Origin of the sequence: Geodermatophilus obscurus (assembly GCF_900143215.1) — a bacterium.
Lineage (GTDB): Bacteria > Actinomycetota > Actinomycetes > Mycobacteriales > Geodermatophilaceae > Geodermatophilus > Geodermatophilus obscurus_A.
Genome location: NZ_FRDM01000014.1, coordinates 17,678 through 33,044, shown reverse-complemented (window position 1 = coordinate 33,044; position 15,367 = coordinate 17,678). Strand labels below are relative to the sequence as shown.

General features: G+C 73.4%; 13 protein-coding genes. 5 read left to right on the top strand and 8 right to left on the bottom strand.

Translation table 11 applies throughout. The features are described 5' to 3' along the window. Positions 1-4 precede the first annotated feature (4 nt). Positions 5-1,423, bottom strand: coding sequence for an FAD-dependent oxidoreductase (locus BUB17_RS14160; RefSeq protein ID WP_072919013.1), 1,419 nt, complete (start codon positions 1,421-1,423; stop codon positions 5-7). Positions 1,424-1,519: 96 nt separating this feature from the next. On the opposite strand from BUB17_RS14160, the gene BUB17_RS14155 reads away from it, so the two are divergent. Further along, complete coding sequence (locus tag BUB17_RS14155; RefSeq protein WP_083606340.1) at positions 1,520-1,882, top strand: ArsR/SmtB family transcription factor; 363 nt, start codon at positions 1,520-1,522, stop codon at positions 1,880-1,882. A gap of 52 nt (positions 1,883-1,934) precedes the next feature. Next, entirely contained in the window at positions 1,935-2,381 is a 447-nt protein-coding gene (locus BUB17_RS14150) for a MerR family transcriptional regulator (RefSeq protein WP_244277215.1), read from the top strand. Positions 2,382-2,647: 266 nt separating this feature from the next. On the opposite strand, the gene htpX is transcribed toward BUB17_RS14150, so the two are convergent. Beyond that, positions 2,648-3,520: a zinc metalloprotease HtpX gene (htpX, locus tag BUB17_RS14145; RefSeq protein ID WP_072919009.1), complete on the bottom strand. Its 873-nt coding sequence runs from the start codon at positions 3,518-3,520 to the stop codon at positions 2,648-2,650. A 201-nt stretch (positions 3,521-3,721) separates the two neighbouring features. Here htpX and BUB17_RS14140 point away from each other — a divergent pair, with 201 nt between their 5' ends. Both BUB17_RS14140 and BUB17_RS14135 read left to right on the top strand, forming a co-directional pair. Then, complete coding sequence (locus BUB17_RS14140) at positions 3,722-5,692, top strand: 2-oxoacid:acceptor oxidoreductase subunit alpha (protein ID WP_072919006.1); 1,971 nt, start codon at positions 3,722-3,724, stop codon at positions 5,690-5,692. Continuing rightward, positions 5,689-6,780 (top strand): 2-oxoacid:ferredoxin oxidoreductase subunit beta, encoded by a 1,092-nt coding sequence (locus tag BUB17_RS14135; RefSeq protein ID WP_072919004.1) that lies wholly within the window; start codon positions 5,689-5,691, stop codon positions 6,778-6,780. The genes BUB17_RS14140 and BUB17_RS14135 overlap by 4 nt, the downstream gene beginning before the upstream one ends. Positions 6,781-6,864: 84 nt before the next feature. Here BUB17_RS14135 and BUB17_RS14130 read toward each other — a convergent pair whose 3' ends face one another. Further along, positions 6,865-7,371, bottom strand: coding sequence for a hypothetical protein (locus BUB17_RS14130; protein ID WP_072919002.1), 507 nt, complete (start codon positions 7,369-7,371; stop codon positions 6,865-6,867). A 237-nt stretch (positions 7,372-7,608) separates the two neighbouring features. Continuing rightward, positions 7,609-8,982, bottom strand: a complete 1,374-nt coding sequence (locus tag BUB17_RS14125) for an aminotransferase-like domain-containing protein (protein WP_072919000.1) — start codon at positions 8,980-8,982, stop codon at positions 7,609-7,611. A gap of 91 nt (positions 8,983-9,073) precedes the next feature. Between BUB17_RS14125 and BUB17_RS14120 the strand changes: the two genes are divergently transcribed. Continuing rightward, positions 9,074-9,733, top strand: coding sequence for a pyridoxamine 5'-phosphate oxidase family protein (locus BUB17_RS14120; RefSeq protein WP_072918998.1), 660 nt, complete (start codon positions 9,074-9,076; stop codon positions 9,731-9,733). A 60-nt stretch (positions 9,734-9,793) separates the two neighbouring features. Here BUB17_RS14120 and BUB17_RS14115 read toward each other — a convergent pair whose 3' ends face one another. The 4 genes from BUB17_RS14115 to BUB17_RS14100 form a co-directional block, all read right to left on the bottom strand. Next, a complete protein-coding gene (locus tag BUB17_RS14115) occupies positions 9,794-11,014 on the bottom strand; it encodes a PQQ-dependent sugar dehydrogenase (protein WP_072918995.1) in 1,221 nt (406 codons plus the stop codon). Between the two features lie 106 nt (positions 11,015-11,120). After that, positions 11,121-12,179 carry a polyprenyl synthetase family protein gene (locus tag BUB17_RS14110; protein WP_072918993.1) on the bottom strand — a complete coding sequence of 353 codons (1,059 nt, stop codon included), beginning with the start codon at positions 12,177-12,179 and terminating at the stop codon, positions 11,121-11,123. Then, a complete protein-coding gene (gene nuoN / locus BUB17_RS14105; protein ID WP_072918991.1) occupies positions 12,179-13,723 on the bottom strand; it encodes an NADH-quinone oxidoreductase subunit NuoN in 1,545 nt (514 codons plus the stop codon). Before nuoN ends, BUB17_RS14110 begins: the two co-directional genes overlap by 1 nt. Beyond that, entirely contained in the window at positions 13,723-15,354 is a 1,632-nt protein-coding gene (locus BUB17_RS14100; RefSeq protein WP_072918989.1) for an NADH-quinone oxidoreductase subunit M, read from the bottom strand. Before BUB17_RS14100 ends, nuoN begins: the two co-directional genes overlap by 1 nt. Positions 15,355-15,367 lie beyond the last annotated feature (13 nt).

Genomic DNA, 15,367 nt, shown 5'->3' with positions numbered 1-15,367 from the left:
GCGTTCAGCCTCCACAGGAGGGCGACGGCACCGGGACCGGCGCCGTCGCGCTGCCGCAGCAGCTGCTGGCTGCCACCGGCTCTTCGGCTGAGTAGCCGTGTTCCGAGCCGGTCGCGAAGCCCACTCCCCCTGCCTCGGCTGCCTCCGCTTCACCGAGGTCGGTCGAGCAGACGCCGGTCGCCGGCAGCGCGAGCTCCACGCGCTCGGCGGCCTCGCTGTCTCCGGCGAGCGCCGCGGCGATGGAGCGGACCTGTTCGTAGCCGGTGGCCAGCAGGAACGTCGGCGCCCGGCCGTAGGACTTCATGCCGACGATGTAGAAACCCTCGTCGGGATGCGCCAGCAGCGCCTCGCCGTGCGGCGGCACGGTGCCGCAGGAATGGAAGTTCGGGTCGATCAGCGGCGCCAGCGCCGCAGGCGCCTCGACCCCGGGATCGAGACCGAGGCGGACCTCGCGCAGGATCTCGAGATCGGGGCGAAAGCCCGTGGCGGCAGCGATGGCATCGGCCTGGAGGCTCACCGGCTCTCCGTCGCGCCCGGTGCCGGCGACCGTCACCTGCCCGGTCCCGTCGGTCGGCGGGGCCAGGGAAGTCACCGTGAACTCGCGGATGAGCGTGACCGCGCCGCTGGCAACGGCCGCCTTGAGCGTCGAGCCGAGCAGGCCGCGCGCCGGCAGGCCGTCGGCGTCCCCCCCGCCGTAGAGGCGGGCCGGGGAACGGCCGCGGATCGCCCAGGTGATCTCGGTGTCCGGCTCTTCCTCGCGCAGCTGCACCAGCGCCAGCAGGGTGTTGGCCGCCGAGTGGCCCATGCCGACCACGAGGGTGTGCTTGCCGGCGAAGCGCTTGCGATCGGCGCCCAGCACGTCGGGCAGCGGGCCGACCAGCCACGGACCGGTCTGGTCCTCGCCGATGGCCGGCAGCCCGGCGGCGCCGAGGGGGTTCGACCTCCCCCACGTTCCTGACGCGTCGAGCACCGCCCGGGCGGCGATGTCGACGACCTGGCCGTCGCGCACCGTCCGGACGACGTACGGGCGGCCCTCACGGCCCACGGTGCGTGTCTTGTCCACGCCCAGGCGACTGACCGCGAGCACCCGGGTGCCGGTGCGGATGCGCCCGGCGAGCTCGGGCGTGGCTGCCAGCGGAGCCAGGTAGGACTCGACCAGCTCGGCACCGGTCGGGAGTTCGTCGCGGTCGGGCGACTCCCAGCCGTGGGCCTCGAGGAGGCGCAGTGCAACCGCGTCGACGTCGTACTCCCACGGGGAGAACAGGCGCACGTGGCCCCACTTCCGGATGGCCGCGCCGACCTGGTCGCCGGCTTCCAGCACCAGGGGCTCCAACCCGCGCTCCAGCAGGTGCACAGCCGCAGTCAGTCCAACCGGGCCAGCTCCGATGACCACGACCGGCAGCGTTGTGTCCACGGCATCCATCCCGATCCACTCCTCGACACTTCGACGTCTGTCGATGGCCGCGACGGTAACAACGAACGCTGTTGACAACAACCTCCGCGTGTAATAATCATGCTCATGCGCCAGGAGCTCGACGTCCGCCTTCTCGACCCCGAGGCGTTCACCTCCGCTGCTGATCGGGCCCGCCTGCTCGCTCCGCAGCTCAAGGCCCTGGCCGATCCGAACCGGCTGCACCTGCTGCTCCTGCTGGCCGAGGGCCCCCGCTCGGTCCGCGGGCTCACCGAGCTCAGCGGGATGAGCCAGACCCTGGTCAGCCACCACCTCGCCCCGCTCCGCGAGCAGGGCCTGGTGACCATCACCCCCAAGGGCCGCAGCAACGTCTACTCCCTGTGCTGCGAGGCCCTCGCCGGACCCGTCAAGCTGCTGGCGACCCTCGCCGCCCTCACGCCCGAGGGCGCCGACGCCTGCTGCTCGGGATAGTCGACTCGCGGGTTGACCTTGGGACCGCGGTCCAAGGTCTGGGGTCCGCCGCATGACCACCACGGCGGCACGGGGACTGCGGGTCACGGAGTCGGCGACTGCCGTGGGAGTGCGGCCGGACACCATCCGCGACTTCGAGCGGGCCGGTCTGCTGCCGGCGCCCGAGCGCACCGCCGCGGGCTACCGCAGCTACGACGTCGGCGCGCTCGATCGGCTGAGATTCATCCAGGGCGCACAGCGCCTCGGCTCGCGCCTGGCCGACATCCGCACCCTGCTGACCGTCCGCGACACCGGCACCTGCCCCTGCGAGCCTGCGGAAGACCTGCTCCGCAGGCGCCTCGTCGAGATCGAGCCGAGATCGCCCGACTGGCGGCGCTGCGCGCCGAGATGGCGGCCATGGCGGACGCCTCGCCCACCGCCTCCTGCCCTCCACCGAGCCCCGGCACGGGGTGCCCGCCCGCGGAGGGAGGTGACTCCCCGTGCTCGAGCTGACGGGTGACTGCGGTTCCGACTGCTGCGACGGGACATGCGACTGCGAATGCTGACCGCCGCGCCGGATCGAGAGGCGGCTGCCGGACCCCCCACCATGCTCGTCCCGGCCCGAGCAGGGCTTCAGCGCTCCCGCGAGGGCCGTCCCGCCGGCCCCGTCCAGCGGCTCGCCGCGGCCCCGTCCCGGCCCCCTGCAGGGTCCCGCCGTGAGCGTGCGAGTGGTGGGGGGCTGGGGGTCCTTCCACCGAGCCTGCGAGGGGTGGGCAGCGGGGGGCCTCACTCGAGCTCCCGGGCGATCTGCTCGAGCCGGGCGATCCGTTCCGGCATCGGCGGGTGGGTGGCGAACATCGAGGCCAGGCCCTGACCGCGGAACGGGTTGGCGATCATCAGGTGGCTCTGGGTCACCAGCCGGTCCTCCTGGGGCAGCGGCCGGGCGGCCGCGCCCGAGGCGATCTTGCGCAGGGCCGATGCGAGCGCCAGCGGGTCCCGCGACAGGACCGCGCCGGAGGCGTCGGCCTGGTACTCCCGGCTGCGGCTGACCGCCATCTGCACCAGGCCGGCGGCGAGCGGGCCGAGGAACACCAGCAGCAGGCTGCCGAGTGCGTTGCCGCCGCCGCGGTCGTCCTCGGACCGGCCGCCGAACAACGAGGCGAACATCGCCATGTGCGCCAGGTAGGTGATCACCGTGGCCATGGCGCCGGCGACGGAGCTGATCAGGATGTCGCGGTTGTAGACGTGCGACAGCTCGTGCGCGAGCACGCCGCGCAGCTCCCGGCGGTCCAGCAGCTCGAGGATGCCCTGCGTGACGCAGACGGCCGCGTTGCGCGGGTTCCGGCCGGTCGCGAACGCGTTGGGCTGGTCGGTGGGGCTGACGTAGAGCCGCGGCATCGGCTGCCGGGCCTCGGTGGCCAGGTCGCGCACCATCGCGTAGAGCGCCGGCGCCTGGGTCTCGGTCACCGGGAACGCCCGCATGGCCCGCAACGCGAGCTTGTCGGAGTTGAAGTAGGCGTACCCGTTGACCGCGAGGGCGATGAGCAGGGCGACGAACAACCCGCCCCGGCCGCCGACGGCCCCGCCGATCAGGAGGATGAGGCCGCCCATGAGGCCGAGGAGCACCGCGGTCTTGAGTCCGTTGCTCCAGCGCTGCACGTCCCACCAACGCGGCGCCCCTGGAGGCCGTTCCCCCGTACCTCCCCCGTCGAGGTGCGACCGCGGTCACGGAATGGGGTCGCACTCCGCCGGGTTGGTGCTGCCAGGTGCCGGGCTCTCCGGCCGATCCACTGTCACCCGCATCACAGGTCCGCGGAATGTGACAGACACGTAACCTCGGCCGGTGGAGGTGCACCACTGATGACCACGACAGACCCGTCCGTCGACGCCAGCACGGCGGGGAGCTCGACGCCCTTCGTCAAGAGCGTCGTCGAGCTCGACCGCGTCGTCATCCGGCTCGCCGGCGACTCCGGCGACGGCATGCAGCTCACCGGCAACCGGTTCACGAGCGAGACGGCGTCCTTCGGCAACGACCTCTCCACGCTGCCCAACTTCCCGGCCGAGATCCGCGCGCCGACGGGGACCCTGCCGGGTGTCAGCTCCTTCCAGCTGCACTTCGCCGACCACGACATCATGACGCCGGGCGACGCCCCGGACGTGCTGGTCGCCATGAACCCGGCCGCGCTCAGGTCCAACCTCTCCGACCTCCCCGGCGGCGGGCTGCTGATCGTGGACGCCGACGAGTTCACGCCGCGCAACCTCGCCAAGGTCGGCTACGCCACCAACCCGCTCGAGGACGACTCCCTCCAGGGCTGGCAGCTGGTCAGCGTGCCGCTGACGACCCTCACCCTCGAAGCGCTCGCCGACTCCGGTCTCGGCAAGAAGGAGGCCGAGCGCTCGAAGAACATGTTCACCCTCGGCCTGCTGAGCTGGATGTACCACCGGCCCACCGAGGGGACCGTCCGCTTCCTCGAGCGGCAGTTCCGCCGCAAGCCCGAGATCGCCGCAGCCAACATCGCCGCCTTCCGGGCCGGCTACAACTACGGCGAGACGACGGAGGCCTTCGCGGTCTCCTACGAGATCAAGCCCGCGCCGATGGCGCCGGGGCGCTACCGCAACATCTCCGGCAACCAGGCGCTGGCGCTGGGCCTCGTCGCCGCCGGGCAGCGCTCCGGCCTGCCGGTGTTCCTCGGTGCCTACCCGATCACCCCGGCGTCGGACATCCTGCACGAGCTGTCCCGGCACAAGGCCTTCGGCGTCCGCACCTTCCAGGCCGAGGACGAGATCGCCGGCATCGCCTCGGCGATCGGCGCCTCCTTCGGCGGTGCCCTCGGCGTGACGACGACCTCCGGGCCGGGCGTCTCGCTGAAGTCCGAGGCGCTGGGTCTGGCGGTGATGACCGAGCTGCCGCTGGTCGTCGTCGACGTGCAGCGCGGTGGCCCCTCGACCGGCCTGCCGACCAAGACCGAGCAGTCGGACCTGCTGCAGGCGATGTTCGGCCGCAACGGCGAGGCGCCCCTGCCGGTCGTCGCGCCGCGCTCCCCCGCCGACTGCTTCGACGCCGCGCTCGAGGCCGCGCGGATCGCGCTGACCTACCGCACGCCGGTCATGCTGCTGTCCGACGGTTACCTGGCCAACGGCGCCGAGCCGTGGCAGATCCCGGACACCGAGGACCTGCCGGACCTGCGGGTGGAGTTCGCCAGCGAGCCCAACGCCACCACTCCCGACGGGACGCCGGAGTTCCAGCCCTACCTGCGCGACCCGGAGACCCTGGCCCGCCCGTGGGCCATCCCGGGCACGTCAGGGATGCAGCACCGCATCGGCGGTCTGGAGAAGGCCGACAAGACCGGCAACATCTCCTACGACCCGGCCAACCACGACCTGATGACCCGGCTGCGCCAGGCCAAGGTCGACGGCATCGCGGCGAGCATCGGGCCCACCGACGTCGACGACCCGGCGGGCCCCGATGGTGAGACGGCCAGCGTGGCTGTCATCGGCTGGGGCTCGACCTACGGGCCCATCGGCGCCGCCTGCCGGCGGATCCGCCGCTCCGGCCGGCCGGTCGCGCAGATCCACCTGCGCCACCTCAACCCGTTCCCGGCCGACCTCGGCGAGGTGCTGCGCCGCTACGACCGGGTGATCTGCCCGGAGATGAACCTCGGGCAGCTGTCCATGCTGCTGCGCGCCAAGTACCTCGTCGACGTCCAGAGCCACACGCAGGTGCGCGGGCTGCCCTTCCGGGCCGCCGAGCTCGCCGCGGTCGTGCAGGACGTCATCGACTCCACCAGCGGCGCCCCGATCGCCGCCGACCCCACCGGAGGCGCGGAATGACCACCGTCGAACTCGGCATGCCGGCCGAGGGCCCCATCGCCGACGCCATCGCGCGCTCGCTGGAGACCCAGGGCGAGAAGCAGAACCAGCTCAAGGCCAAGGACCTCAAGACCGACCAGGAGGTGCGCTGGTGCCCCGGGTGCGGTGACTACGTCATCCTCAACGCGGTCCAGAGCTTCCTGCCCAGCCTCGGCATCGCGCGCGAGGACATGGTCATCGTGTCGGGCATCGGCTGCTCGTCGCGCTTCCCGTACTACATGAACACCTACGGGATGCACTCGATCCACGGCCGTGCGCCGGCGATCGCGACCGGGCTGGCCGCGTCCCGCCCGGACCTGTCGGTGTGGGTCGTCACCGGGGACGGCGACGCGCTGTCCATCGGCGGCAACCACCTGATCCACACGCTGCGCCGCAACGTGAACCTGAAGATCCTGCTGTTCAACAACCGGATCTACGGGCTCACCAAGGGCCAGTACTCGCCCACCAGCGAGGTCGGCAAGGTCACCAAGTCCACCCCGATGGGCTCGCTGGACCACCCGTTCAACCCGGTGTCGCTCGCGCTGGGCGCGGACGCCACCTTCGTCGGCCGGGCCATGGACTCCGACCGCAAGGGCCTCACCGAGGTGCTGCGGCAGGCCGCCGAGCACCAGGGCACCGCGCTCGTCGAGATCTACCAGAACTGCAACATCTTCAACGACGGCGCGTTCGACCTGCTCAAGGACCCGACCACCGGCGTGCAGTGGTCGATCCCGCTGGTCCACGGCCAGCCGCTGGTGTTCGGTCCCGACGGCGCCTCGTGCGTGGTCCGCGACGAGTTCGGCGGCCTGCGGATCGCCGAGACCAACCAGGTGGACGCGAACGAGATCGTCGTGCACGACGCCACCCGGGAAGACCCGTCGTACGCCTTCGCGCTGTCGCGGCTGGCCAGCCAGGACCTGCGCTACACCCCGATGGGCGTCTTCCGGTCGGTGCAGAAGCCGACCTACGACAAGATGATGGCCGACCAGGTGGAGGAGGCCCGCACCTCCTCCCCGGCAGACCTGGGCGCACTGCTCGCCGGCAGCGACACCTGGACCGTCTCGGCCTGAGAACGACGCGAGGGGCGCCCGGGGACCGTCGTCCCCGGGCGCCCCTCGTGCATCCGTGATCAGGACGGCAGGCCGTGCCCGGGGTCAGTGCCCGCCGTGGGGGTGCTTGTCGCCGTCGTCGTGCTTGTCGCCGTCGTCGCCGTTCTCCTCGTCGACGACCTCGACGTCCTCCCTGGTCTTCGAGTCGAGCTCATCGCCGTTCTCGTTGATGGTGACCGTGACGTCGACCTTGTCGCCCTCCTCGGCCTTCCCGGAGTCATCGTCCCTGTCGAGGTCGACGGTGATCTCGTTCTTCTCACCGTTGCAGTCGAGGTCCTCCTCGTCCTTCGAGTAGCTGAGGTCCTCGTCCTCGTTCTTGGCCTCCACGTCGGCCGTGACCGAGTCCTCGTCCTCCTCCTCGCACTTGTACTCGAAGGTGACCTGCAACACCTCGCCGTCGTCCTCGAGCTCGGCCTCGTCCGCGATCTCGATGACCTTGGCCCAGGTGTCGTCGTCGTGGTGCCCGTCGCCGCCGGCCAACGCGGGTGAGCCTCCGGCGAGGACCAGCGCCGTGGCGGCGGGGATGGCGAGGAGCAGACGTCGACTGTTCATGGAGATCTTCCCTTCTCGGCGGCCGCATCCGTGCGGCCTCGAGTGCAATGACGGCCGCGACCCTCCCCAAGACGGGCCGGACATCACAACCACGTCACGGGGAACAGGTCGAGCTGGAGCCGGATCTCGCGCACGGCGTGACTCGAAGCAGTCGGTCGGTGCCGTCGCTGTTGCCGCAGCGCGCCCGGCGGCGCTCCGGGGCAGCGAGAGGTCGGTCGCCGATCGTCGTCCCCGGACTCAGCTCAGCACGTCGCGCAACGCGCCGGTCAGCACCGGCAGGGCGCGGCCGAGGTCGGCGCGGGTCGGGGCGGCGAACCCCACGACCAGTCCGGCCGCGTGCGGCTCGGGTCCCGTCCAGTGCCGCCCGAGACCGTCGACCGCGACGCCGGCCGCGGCCGCCCCGGCGACGACCGCCGCCTCGGCCCCCCGGTCCGGTAGCGGCACGAGCACGTGGGCGCCGGCCGGGTCACCCTCGGCCTGCCCTCCGCCCGCGGCCACCGCCGCCAGCACCTGCGCGCGCCGGACGACCAGCTCCCGCCGGAGCCGGCGCAGGTGCCGGGCGAGGTCGCCGCTCGCGGCGAGCGCGGCGAACACCCGCTGCCCGGCCCGCGCGGGCCGGGTGCCGGTCGCGGTCCGCCGGGCGACCAGCGCGGCGCGCAGTTCCGGCGGCGCCACCATCCACCCCACGCCGAGCGTGGGGCTGACGATCTTGCTGCTCGTGCCCAGGTGCACCGCGACGTCCGGCCCGAGGGCGCCCAGCAGCGGCAGGGGCGCGACGTCGTACCGCAGCTCGCCGTCGTAGTCGTCCTCCAGCACCGACCAGCCCTCGGCGCGGGCCCGGGCGACCAGGGCGAGCCTGCGGGCCGCGGACAGCCGGCGGCCGAGGGGGTACTGGTGCGCCGGCGTGCAGTAGACCGCCGCCAGCCCCGCGGGGACCGCGTCGACGACCAGGCCGTCACGGTCCACCGGTAGCGGCACCACGGGGACCCCGACGTCCCGGAGCGCGCCCACCACCCGCTGGTAGCCCGGGTCCTCGACCCCCACCCGGCTGCCGGGCGGCAGCAGCCGGGCCACCTCCGCGACGGCCGCCGATGTCCCGGCGGTGGCCAGCACGTCCCCGGGCACGGCGGCCAGGCCACGGTGCCGGAGCAGGTGCTCGGTGACGGCGCGCTGGAAGCCCGGGTCGGCGGCCGGCTCCGGGCCGGCGTCGGGAGCGGGGTCCCCCGCGGCGCGCCACGCACGCCGCCAGGCCGAGCGGTCCAGCACCTCCAGGCAGGGCGCGCCGGCCCGCAGGTCGATCGGCGCTGCGGTCACCCGGGGAGCCGCCGGGGGCGCGGGGGGACAGGTGGGCGCGGCGGTCTGCACCCCGACGACGAAAGTGCCGACGCCACGGCGCCCGTCCGCCCAGCCCTCGGCCAGCAGCTGGTCGTAGGCGGCGGCGGTGACGGTGCGGCTGACCCGGAGGGCGACCGCCAGCTCCCGCGTGGAGGGCAGCCGGTCGCCCGGGCGCAGCGTGCCGCCCACGGTCGCCGCCCGCAGCGCGTCGGCCAACTGCACCGACAGCGGCGTCCCCGACCCGCGGTCGAGCACCACCGGCGGGACGTCGACCACCCCGCACCTCCTCCGGCCACCGGCAGTGGCCTGCCGGAAGGGCAGCGTATTGGCCCTTGGACGAGGCCACCGCACCGGGCACGGTGGGCCCATGGACACCGCACCACCGCTCTCCCCCACGCCCCGCAGCACGATCCGTCGAGGAGCGACGCGCGCCCGGACCGACCGCACCGAGCTGTACGCGGTCCTCGACGCCGGTCTGGTGGGACACCTGGGCGTCGTGCTGGACGGCTCACCGGTCGTGCTGCCGACCGGCTACGGGCGCCGGGGCGACACCCTCTACCTGCACGGCTCCACCGGTGCGGCGACGCTGCGCGCCGCGGGTGCGGGTGTGCCGGTCTGCTTCACGGTGACCCACGTCGACGGCGTGGTCTACGCCCGCTCGGCCTTCCACCACTCGATGAACTACCGCTGCGCCGTCGTCCACGGCGTCGCCCGTCCGGTGAGCGACCCGGACGAGCGCCTGCTGGGCCTGCAGGCGCTCACCGAGCAGCTGGCCCCCGGCTCCTGGACCGCCACCCGGCAGCCCGACCGCCGGGAGCTCGCCGCCACCGCGCTGCTCGCCCTCGACCTGACCGAGGCCAGCGTCAAGGTGCGGACCGGCCCGCCCGGCGACGACGAGCGCGACCTGGCCGCACCGGTGTGGGCGGGCGTGCTGCCGCTGCGCACCGTCGTCGGCGAGCCCGAACCGTGCCCGCTGCTGCCGTCCGGGGTGCCGGTGCCGGCCCGGATCCGGGACCGGGCAGTCTGAGAAAGGACCCCGTCCTCCCCACCCTTCGCAGGCTCAGGGCGGGGCCCGGGACGGGGCCGCTCAGCGCGGGGTGACCCGCAGCAGGCGGTCCTCGCCGTCGCCGTTGTCGGTGGTGACGTACAGCGCACCGTCCCCGCCCTGCTGCACGCTGCGGATGCGGCCGTACGTGCCCTCCAGCTCGGGCAACCGGAACTGCTCGAGCAGGGTGCCGTCGTCCGCCACGCGCAGGGCCAGGACGCCGCGGTCCCTGAGGACGCCGAGCAGCAGCAAGCCCTCGTATCCCTGCCACTGCCCGCCCGACAGGAAGGTCGCGCCCGAGGGAGCGATGGTGGGGTCCCCCGACGCCCAGGTGGCAGGCATCGCGTCGGGCAGGGAGAGGTCGGTCATCGGCACGAACTCGCCGTAGCCCGGACCCCGGGGCGCGAAGCCGCCGTTGCCGCCGGGGCGCAGCAGGGTCACCTCGTCGTCCCGGCGGGGTCCGTGCTCGGCGGCGTAGACCTGGCCCGAGCCGGGCCGCACCGCCAGCCCCTGCACGTTGCGGTGCCCGTAGGTCCACACCCGCGGGTCGGCGTCCGCCCGGCCGAGGAACGGGTTGCCGGCGGCCGCCTCCCCGGTGCCCGGGTCGACCCGCAGCACCTTGCCGGCGACCGTGCCGAGGTCCTGGGCGTTGTCGGCGACGGCGTTGTCGCCGGTGCCCACGAGCAGAGCGCCGGTGTCGTCGAAGCGCAGCCGGCAGCCGCCGTGCCGGCCGCTGCGCTCGTTGACCGGGATGTCGTCGATCAGCGGGTCGGCGACGCGGGTAGCCGTCGTCCAGCCCGGGTCGACGGTCCAGGCGGTCACCTGGATCTCCGCGCCGCCGTCCTCCTCGACGCCCTGGCAGGTGTAGAAGCGGCGGTCCTGCGCGAACCCGGGGTCGAGCACCAGGCCCATCAACCCGGTCTCCCCGGTGGCGAACAGGTCGCCGAAGTCGGCGTCCAGCGCGCGCACCGTGCCGTCGGTCAGCACCGCGGTCAGCCCGCCGCCCCGCTCGTCGAGCAGCAGGGTGCCGTCGTGGGCCTGGGCGACGTCCCAGGGGTGGTCCAGGCCTTCGGCCACGACGGCGACGTCGAGCGCCGGGCGCGGCTCGGTTGCCGGGTCGGGCTCAGGCGCGGACGTCGTCGGACCGGGTGCGGACTGCTCGGTCGGTGCGGCGTCGGCGTGCTCCCCGGCCGTCGCGGAGCACGCGGACAGCAGCAGGACGGCCCCCGTGCCGAGTGCGGCCGGCCCCGTCCGGAGGCTCACCGTGAGCTCGCGAACGGTGAGGAGGACGGGGCCCTTCCACGAAACGGTGGGAGGCAGGAGGGTCCTTCGACGGCGGGGTCAGGGGAGTCCTCCACGGGGTCCTCTCTCAGCTGGTGCGCGTGACGACGTAGTCGCACAGCGCCGAGAGTGCCTCGCGGACCGGCCCCTCGGGGACGCCGGACAGCCGCGCCTGCGCCCGGTCGGCGTACTCGCGCAGCACCTCGGTGGCCCGCCGGAGCGCCGCCGACGAGCGCAGCAGCTCCAGGGCCTCGGCGTGCTCGGCGTCGTCGGCGATGGGGCCGGCGACCAGCTCGCGCAGCCGCTGCTCGGCCGGGTCGTCGCCGGCCAGCGCGAAGAGCGCGGGCAGCGTGGCGATGCCCTCCCGCAGGTCCGTGCCCGGCGCCTTCCCCGACGCGCCGTCCCGGCTGACGATGTCGAGGAGGTCGTCGGAGAGCTGGAAGGCGACGCCGACCTCCTCGCCGAAGGAGGTGAGGGCGCCGACCAGCTCGACGTCCACCCCGGCGAAGGAGGCGCCGAAGCGCGCCGAGGTGGCCACCAGGGAGCCGGTCTTGTCGGCCAGCACGTCGAGGTAGTGGGCGACCGGGTCGTCACCGGGCTGGGCGCCGACGGTCTCCCGGATCTGCCCGGTGACCAGCCGCTCGAAGGTCCGCGCCTGGATGCGCACCGCCTCGGGGCCGAGGTCGGCCAGCAGGTCGGAGGCGCGGGCGAACAGGAAGTCGCCGGTGAGGATGGCGATGCTGTTGGACCACCGGCTGTTGGCGCTGGGCGCCCCGCGGCGGACGACGGCCTCGTCCATGACGTCGTCGTGGTACAGCGTGGCCAGGTGGGTGAGCTCGCAGACCACCGCGGCCTCGGTGACCCCCCGCGCGTGCGGATCGCCGAGCTCGGCGGCGAGCAGCGCCAGCAGCGGGCGGAAGCGCTTGCCGCCGGCGGCGACCAGGTGCCCGGCCGCCTGCCGCACGAAATCGTGCTCGCTGCCGACGGCGGTGCGCAGCGCCTCCTCGACCCGACCCAGCCCCCCGGCGAGCCGGACACCGAGATCGCCCTCGGGCAGCCACGGGCCGATCGTCGAGGCGGGGGTCGAGGTCCGCTGCCAGGTGTCGGTCGGGGTGTCCCCGCCGACGGCGGCGCTGGCTCCGGTCATCAACCGACGAATCTAGCCGCCTGCTCCGCCAGATCGAGCACCGCCCCGGGCACGACGCCCAGCACAACCGTCGCGGTGACCGTCACGGCCAGCACGATCGTCGTCGGCAGGCCGGGAACGCCCACCGTCGGGCCGTCCACGGCCGGCTCGGAGAAGTACATGAGCACGATGACGCGCAGGTAGAAGAACGCCGCGACGGCGCTGGCCAGCAGCGCCACGACCACCAGCGGCCAGGCCCCGTCGTCGATCGCGGCCCGGAAGACGGCGAACTTGCCGGTGAACCCGCTGGTGAGCGGGATGCCCGCCAGCGCCAGCAGGAACAGCGCCATGACCGCCGCGGTGAGCGGCGAACGGCGCCCGAGCCCGGCCCACTTCGACAGGTGGGTGGCCTCACCGTCACCGTCGCGCACCAGCGTGAGCACCGCGAAGGCGCCGATGGTCGTGAGGCCGTAGGCCAGCAGGTAGAACATCGTCGGGCCGAGCCCGGAACCGGTGCCGTCGGCGCCGCTGCCGTACCCGATCACGCCGGTGAGCAGGAAGCCGGCGTGCGCGATCGAGGAGTAGGCGAGCATCCGCTTGAGGTCGGTCTGGGTGAGCCCCAGGACGGCGCCGACGACCATCGAGACGATCGCGATGCCGTAGACGAGCGGCCGCCAGGTCCACTCGCTGGTGCCGAAGGCGACGTAGAGCAGCCGCAGGATCGCCCCGAAGGCCGCGACCTTGGTGCAGGCTGCCATGAAGGCGGTGACCGGCGTCGGGGCGCCCTGGTAGACGTCCGGCGTCCAGGCGTGGAACGGCGCCACGCTGGCCTTGAACATCAGCCCGACGACGAGCAGGGCCAGGCCCAGCACCAGCAGGACGCCGCCGCCGGCCCCCGCGGCGGACTCACGGATGGCCGACAGCCGGATGCTGCCGGTGGCGCCGTAGACCAGCGCCAGGCCGTAGAGGAAGAAGGCCGAGGCGAACGAGCCCAGCAGGAAGTACTTGACCGCCGCCTCCTGCGACAGCAGCCGGCGGCGGCGGGCCAGCCCGCTGATCAGGTACAGCGGCAGGCTGAGCACCTCGAGGGCGACGAACATGATCAGCAGGTCGTTGGCCGCGACGAACAGCATCATGCCGCCGATGGCGAACGTGGTCAGCGGGTAGACCTCGGTCTGTACGCGCGGGGCGGTCATCAGCTCGCGGTCGCGCGGGCTGCCCGCGGGCACGGCCGCGGCGGCGACGAAGGCCGACCGGGCCGGGTCCAGCGAGCGCTCGGCGAACAGCAGCAGCGACAGCGCGCCGAGGCCGGCGATGGTGGCCTGCAGGAAGACCGCAGGGCCGTCGACGGCCAGCGCACCGCCGGCGGTCACCAGCCCCTCCCCCGCCAGCAGCAGGCTGGTGACCAGCCCGCCGAGCGTGCCGACGAGGGCGACGGCGACCTGCACCGGGTGCCGGCTCTCCCGCGGCGCGAAGGCCTCGACGAGGACGCCGACGCAGGCGGCACCGAAGACGAACAGCAGGGGGGCCAGCGCGGCCAGGGAGAGGTCCGGGGCCTCGATCATCAGTCCGTCCCCTCGACGGGAGCCTGGGGGGAGACGCCGGCCGGATCGGCCCCGACGTCGCTCATGGTGGCCGCGACCGCCGGCTCGATCAGGTCGATCAGCGGCTGCGGGTAGACCCCGAGCGCGATGATCAGCGCGACCATCGGCGCGGCGACGGCCAGCTCGCGGCGGGAGAGGTCACGCACCCGAAGCCGGGCGGGCGCGGCCGCCGGGGCCTCGAGGGTGGTCGCGGTCGCTCCGCCCCCGGCACCGGCGGTGGGCGCGGAGGTCTCCGGCGACGGCTCGAGCAGCACGCCGCGCGGCGGGCCGTGCATGGTGCGCTGGTAGACCAGCAGTGCGTACAGCGCGGCCAGGATGATGCCGACCGTCGCGAGGACCGTGAACACCGGCCGGGTCGGGAACGACCCGACCAGCACGAGGAACTCGCTGACGAAGCTGTTGGTGCCCGGCAGCGCGAGAGCGGCCAGACAGGCGACGAGGAAGGCCCCGGCCAGCAGCGGTGCCTGCGCGGCGACACCCCCGTAGTCGCCGATCTGCCGCGACCCGCCGCGGGCGATGAGCATGCCGACGACCAGGAACAGCAGCCCGGTCGCGATGCCGTGGTTGACCATGTAGAGCACGGCGCCGGTGCCGGCCTCGGTGGTGAAGGCGAAGATGCCCAGCGCGATGAAGCCGAAGTGCGCGATGGAGGTGTAGGACACCCAGCGTTTGAGGTCGGACTGCCCCATCGCCAGCAGCGCGGCGTAGAGGATGCCGGCGACGGCCAGGGTGAGCACGTACGGCGCGAGGTCGCGCGAGGCGTCGGGGAACAGCGGCAGGCAGTAGCGGAGGAAGCCGAAGGTGCCGACCTTGTCCAGGACGCCGACCAGCAGCACCGCACCGCCGATCGGCGCCTCGGCACCGGAGTCGGGCAGCCAGGTGTGGAACGGCACCAGCGGCGCCTTGATCGCGAAGGCGACGAAGAAGCCGAGGAACAGCAGCTTTTGCACACCCGGGTCGATCTCGACCTGCCGCAGCGCGTCGAAGGCGAACGTCCCCTCGCCCAGCTCGTTGGCGCTGACCACGTACAGCCCGATGACGGCGGCCAGCATGACCAGCCCGCCGACCAGGCTGTAGAGGAAGAACTTGACCGCCGCGTACTGCCGGCGCGGCCCGCCGAAGCTGCCGATCAGGAAGTACATCGGGACGAGCATCGCCTCGAAGAAGACGTAGAAGAGGAAGACGTCGGTGGCGGCGAAGACGCCGACCATCAGCGACTCGAGCAGCAGCAGCCAGGCGAAGAAGGTCTTCATCGACCGGTGCCCGGTGGGCTCGTCGCGCCAGGAGGCAAGTACCACCACCGGCACCAGGACACCGATGAGCAGCAGCATCACCAGCGCGATGCCGTCGACGCCGAGGGCGAAGTCGACGCCGAAGTCGGGGATCCAGGAGACCGACGTCGTCAGCTGGAACCGCTCACCGCCGGCGTCGAAGGCCACGGTCGCCAGCACCGCGAGCAGCAGCACCAGCAGGCTCACCCCGAGTGCGGCCCGCTTGGCGCTCTCGTCGCGGCCCCGCGGGAGCGCCGCGACGACGGCCGCCCCGACCGCCGGGACGGCGATCATCGTCAGGAGCCAGGGGAAGGTGTTCATGGCTCGCCTCCGC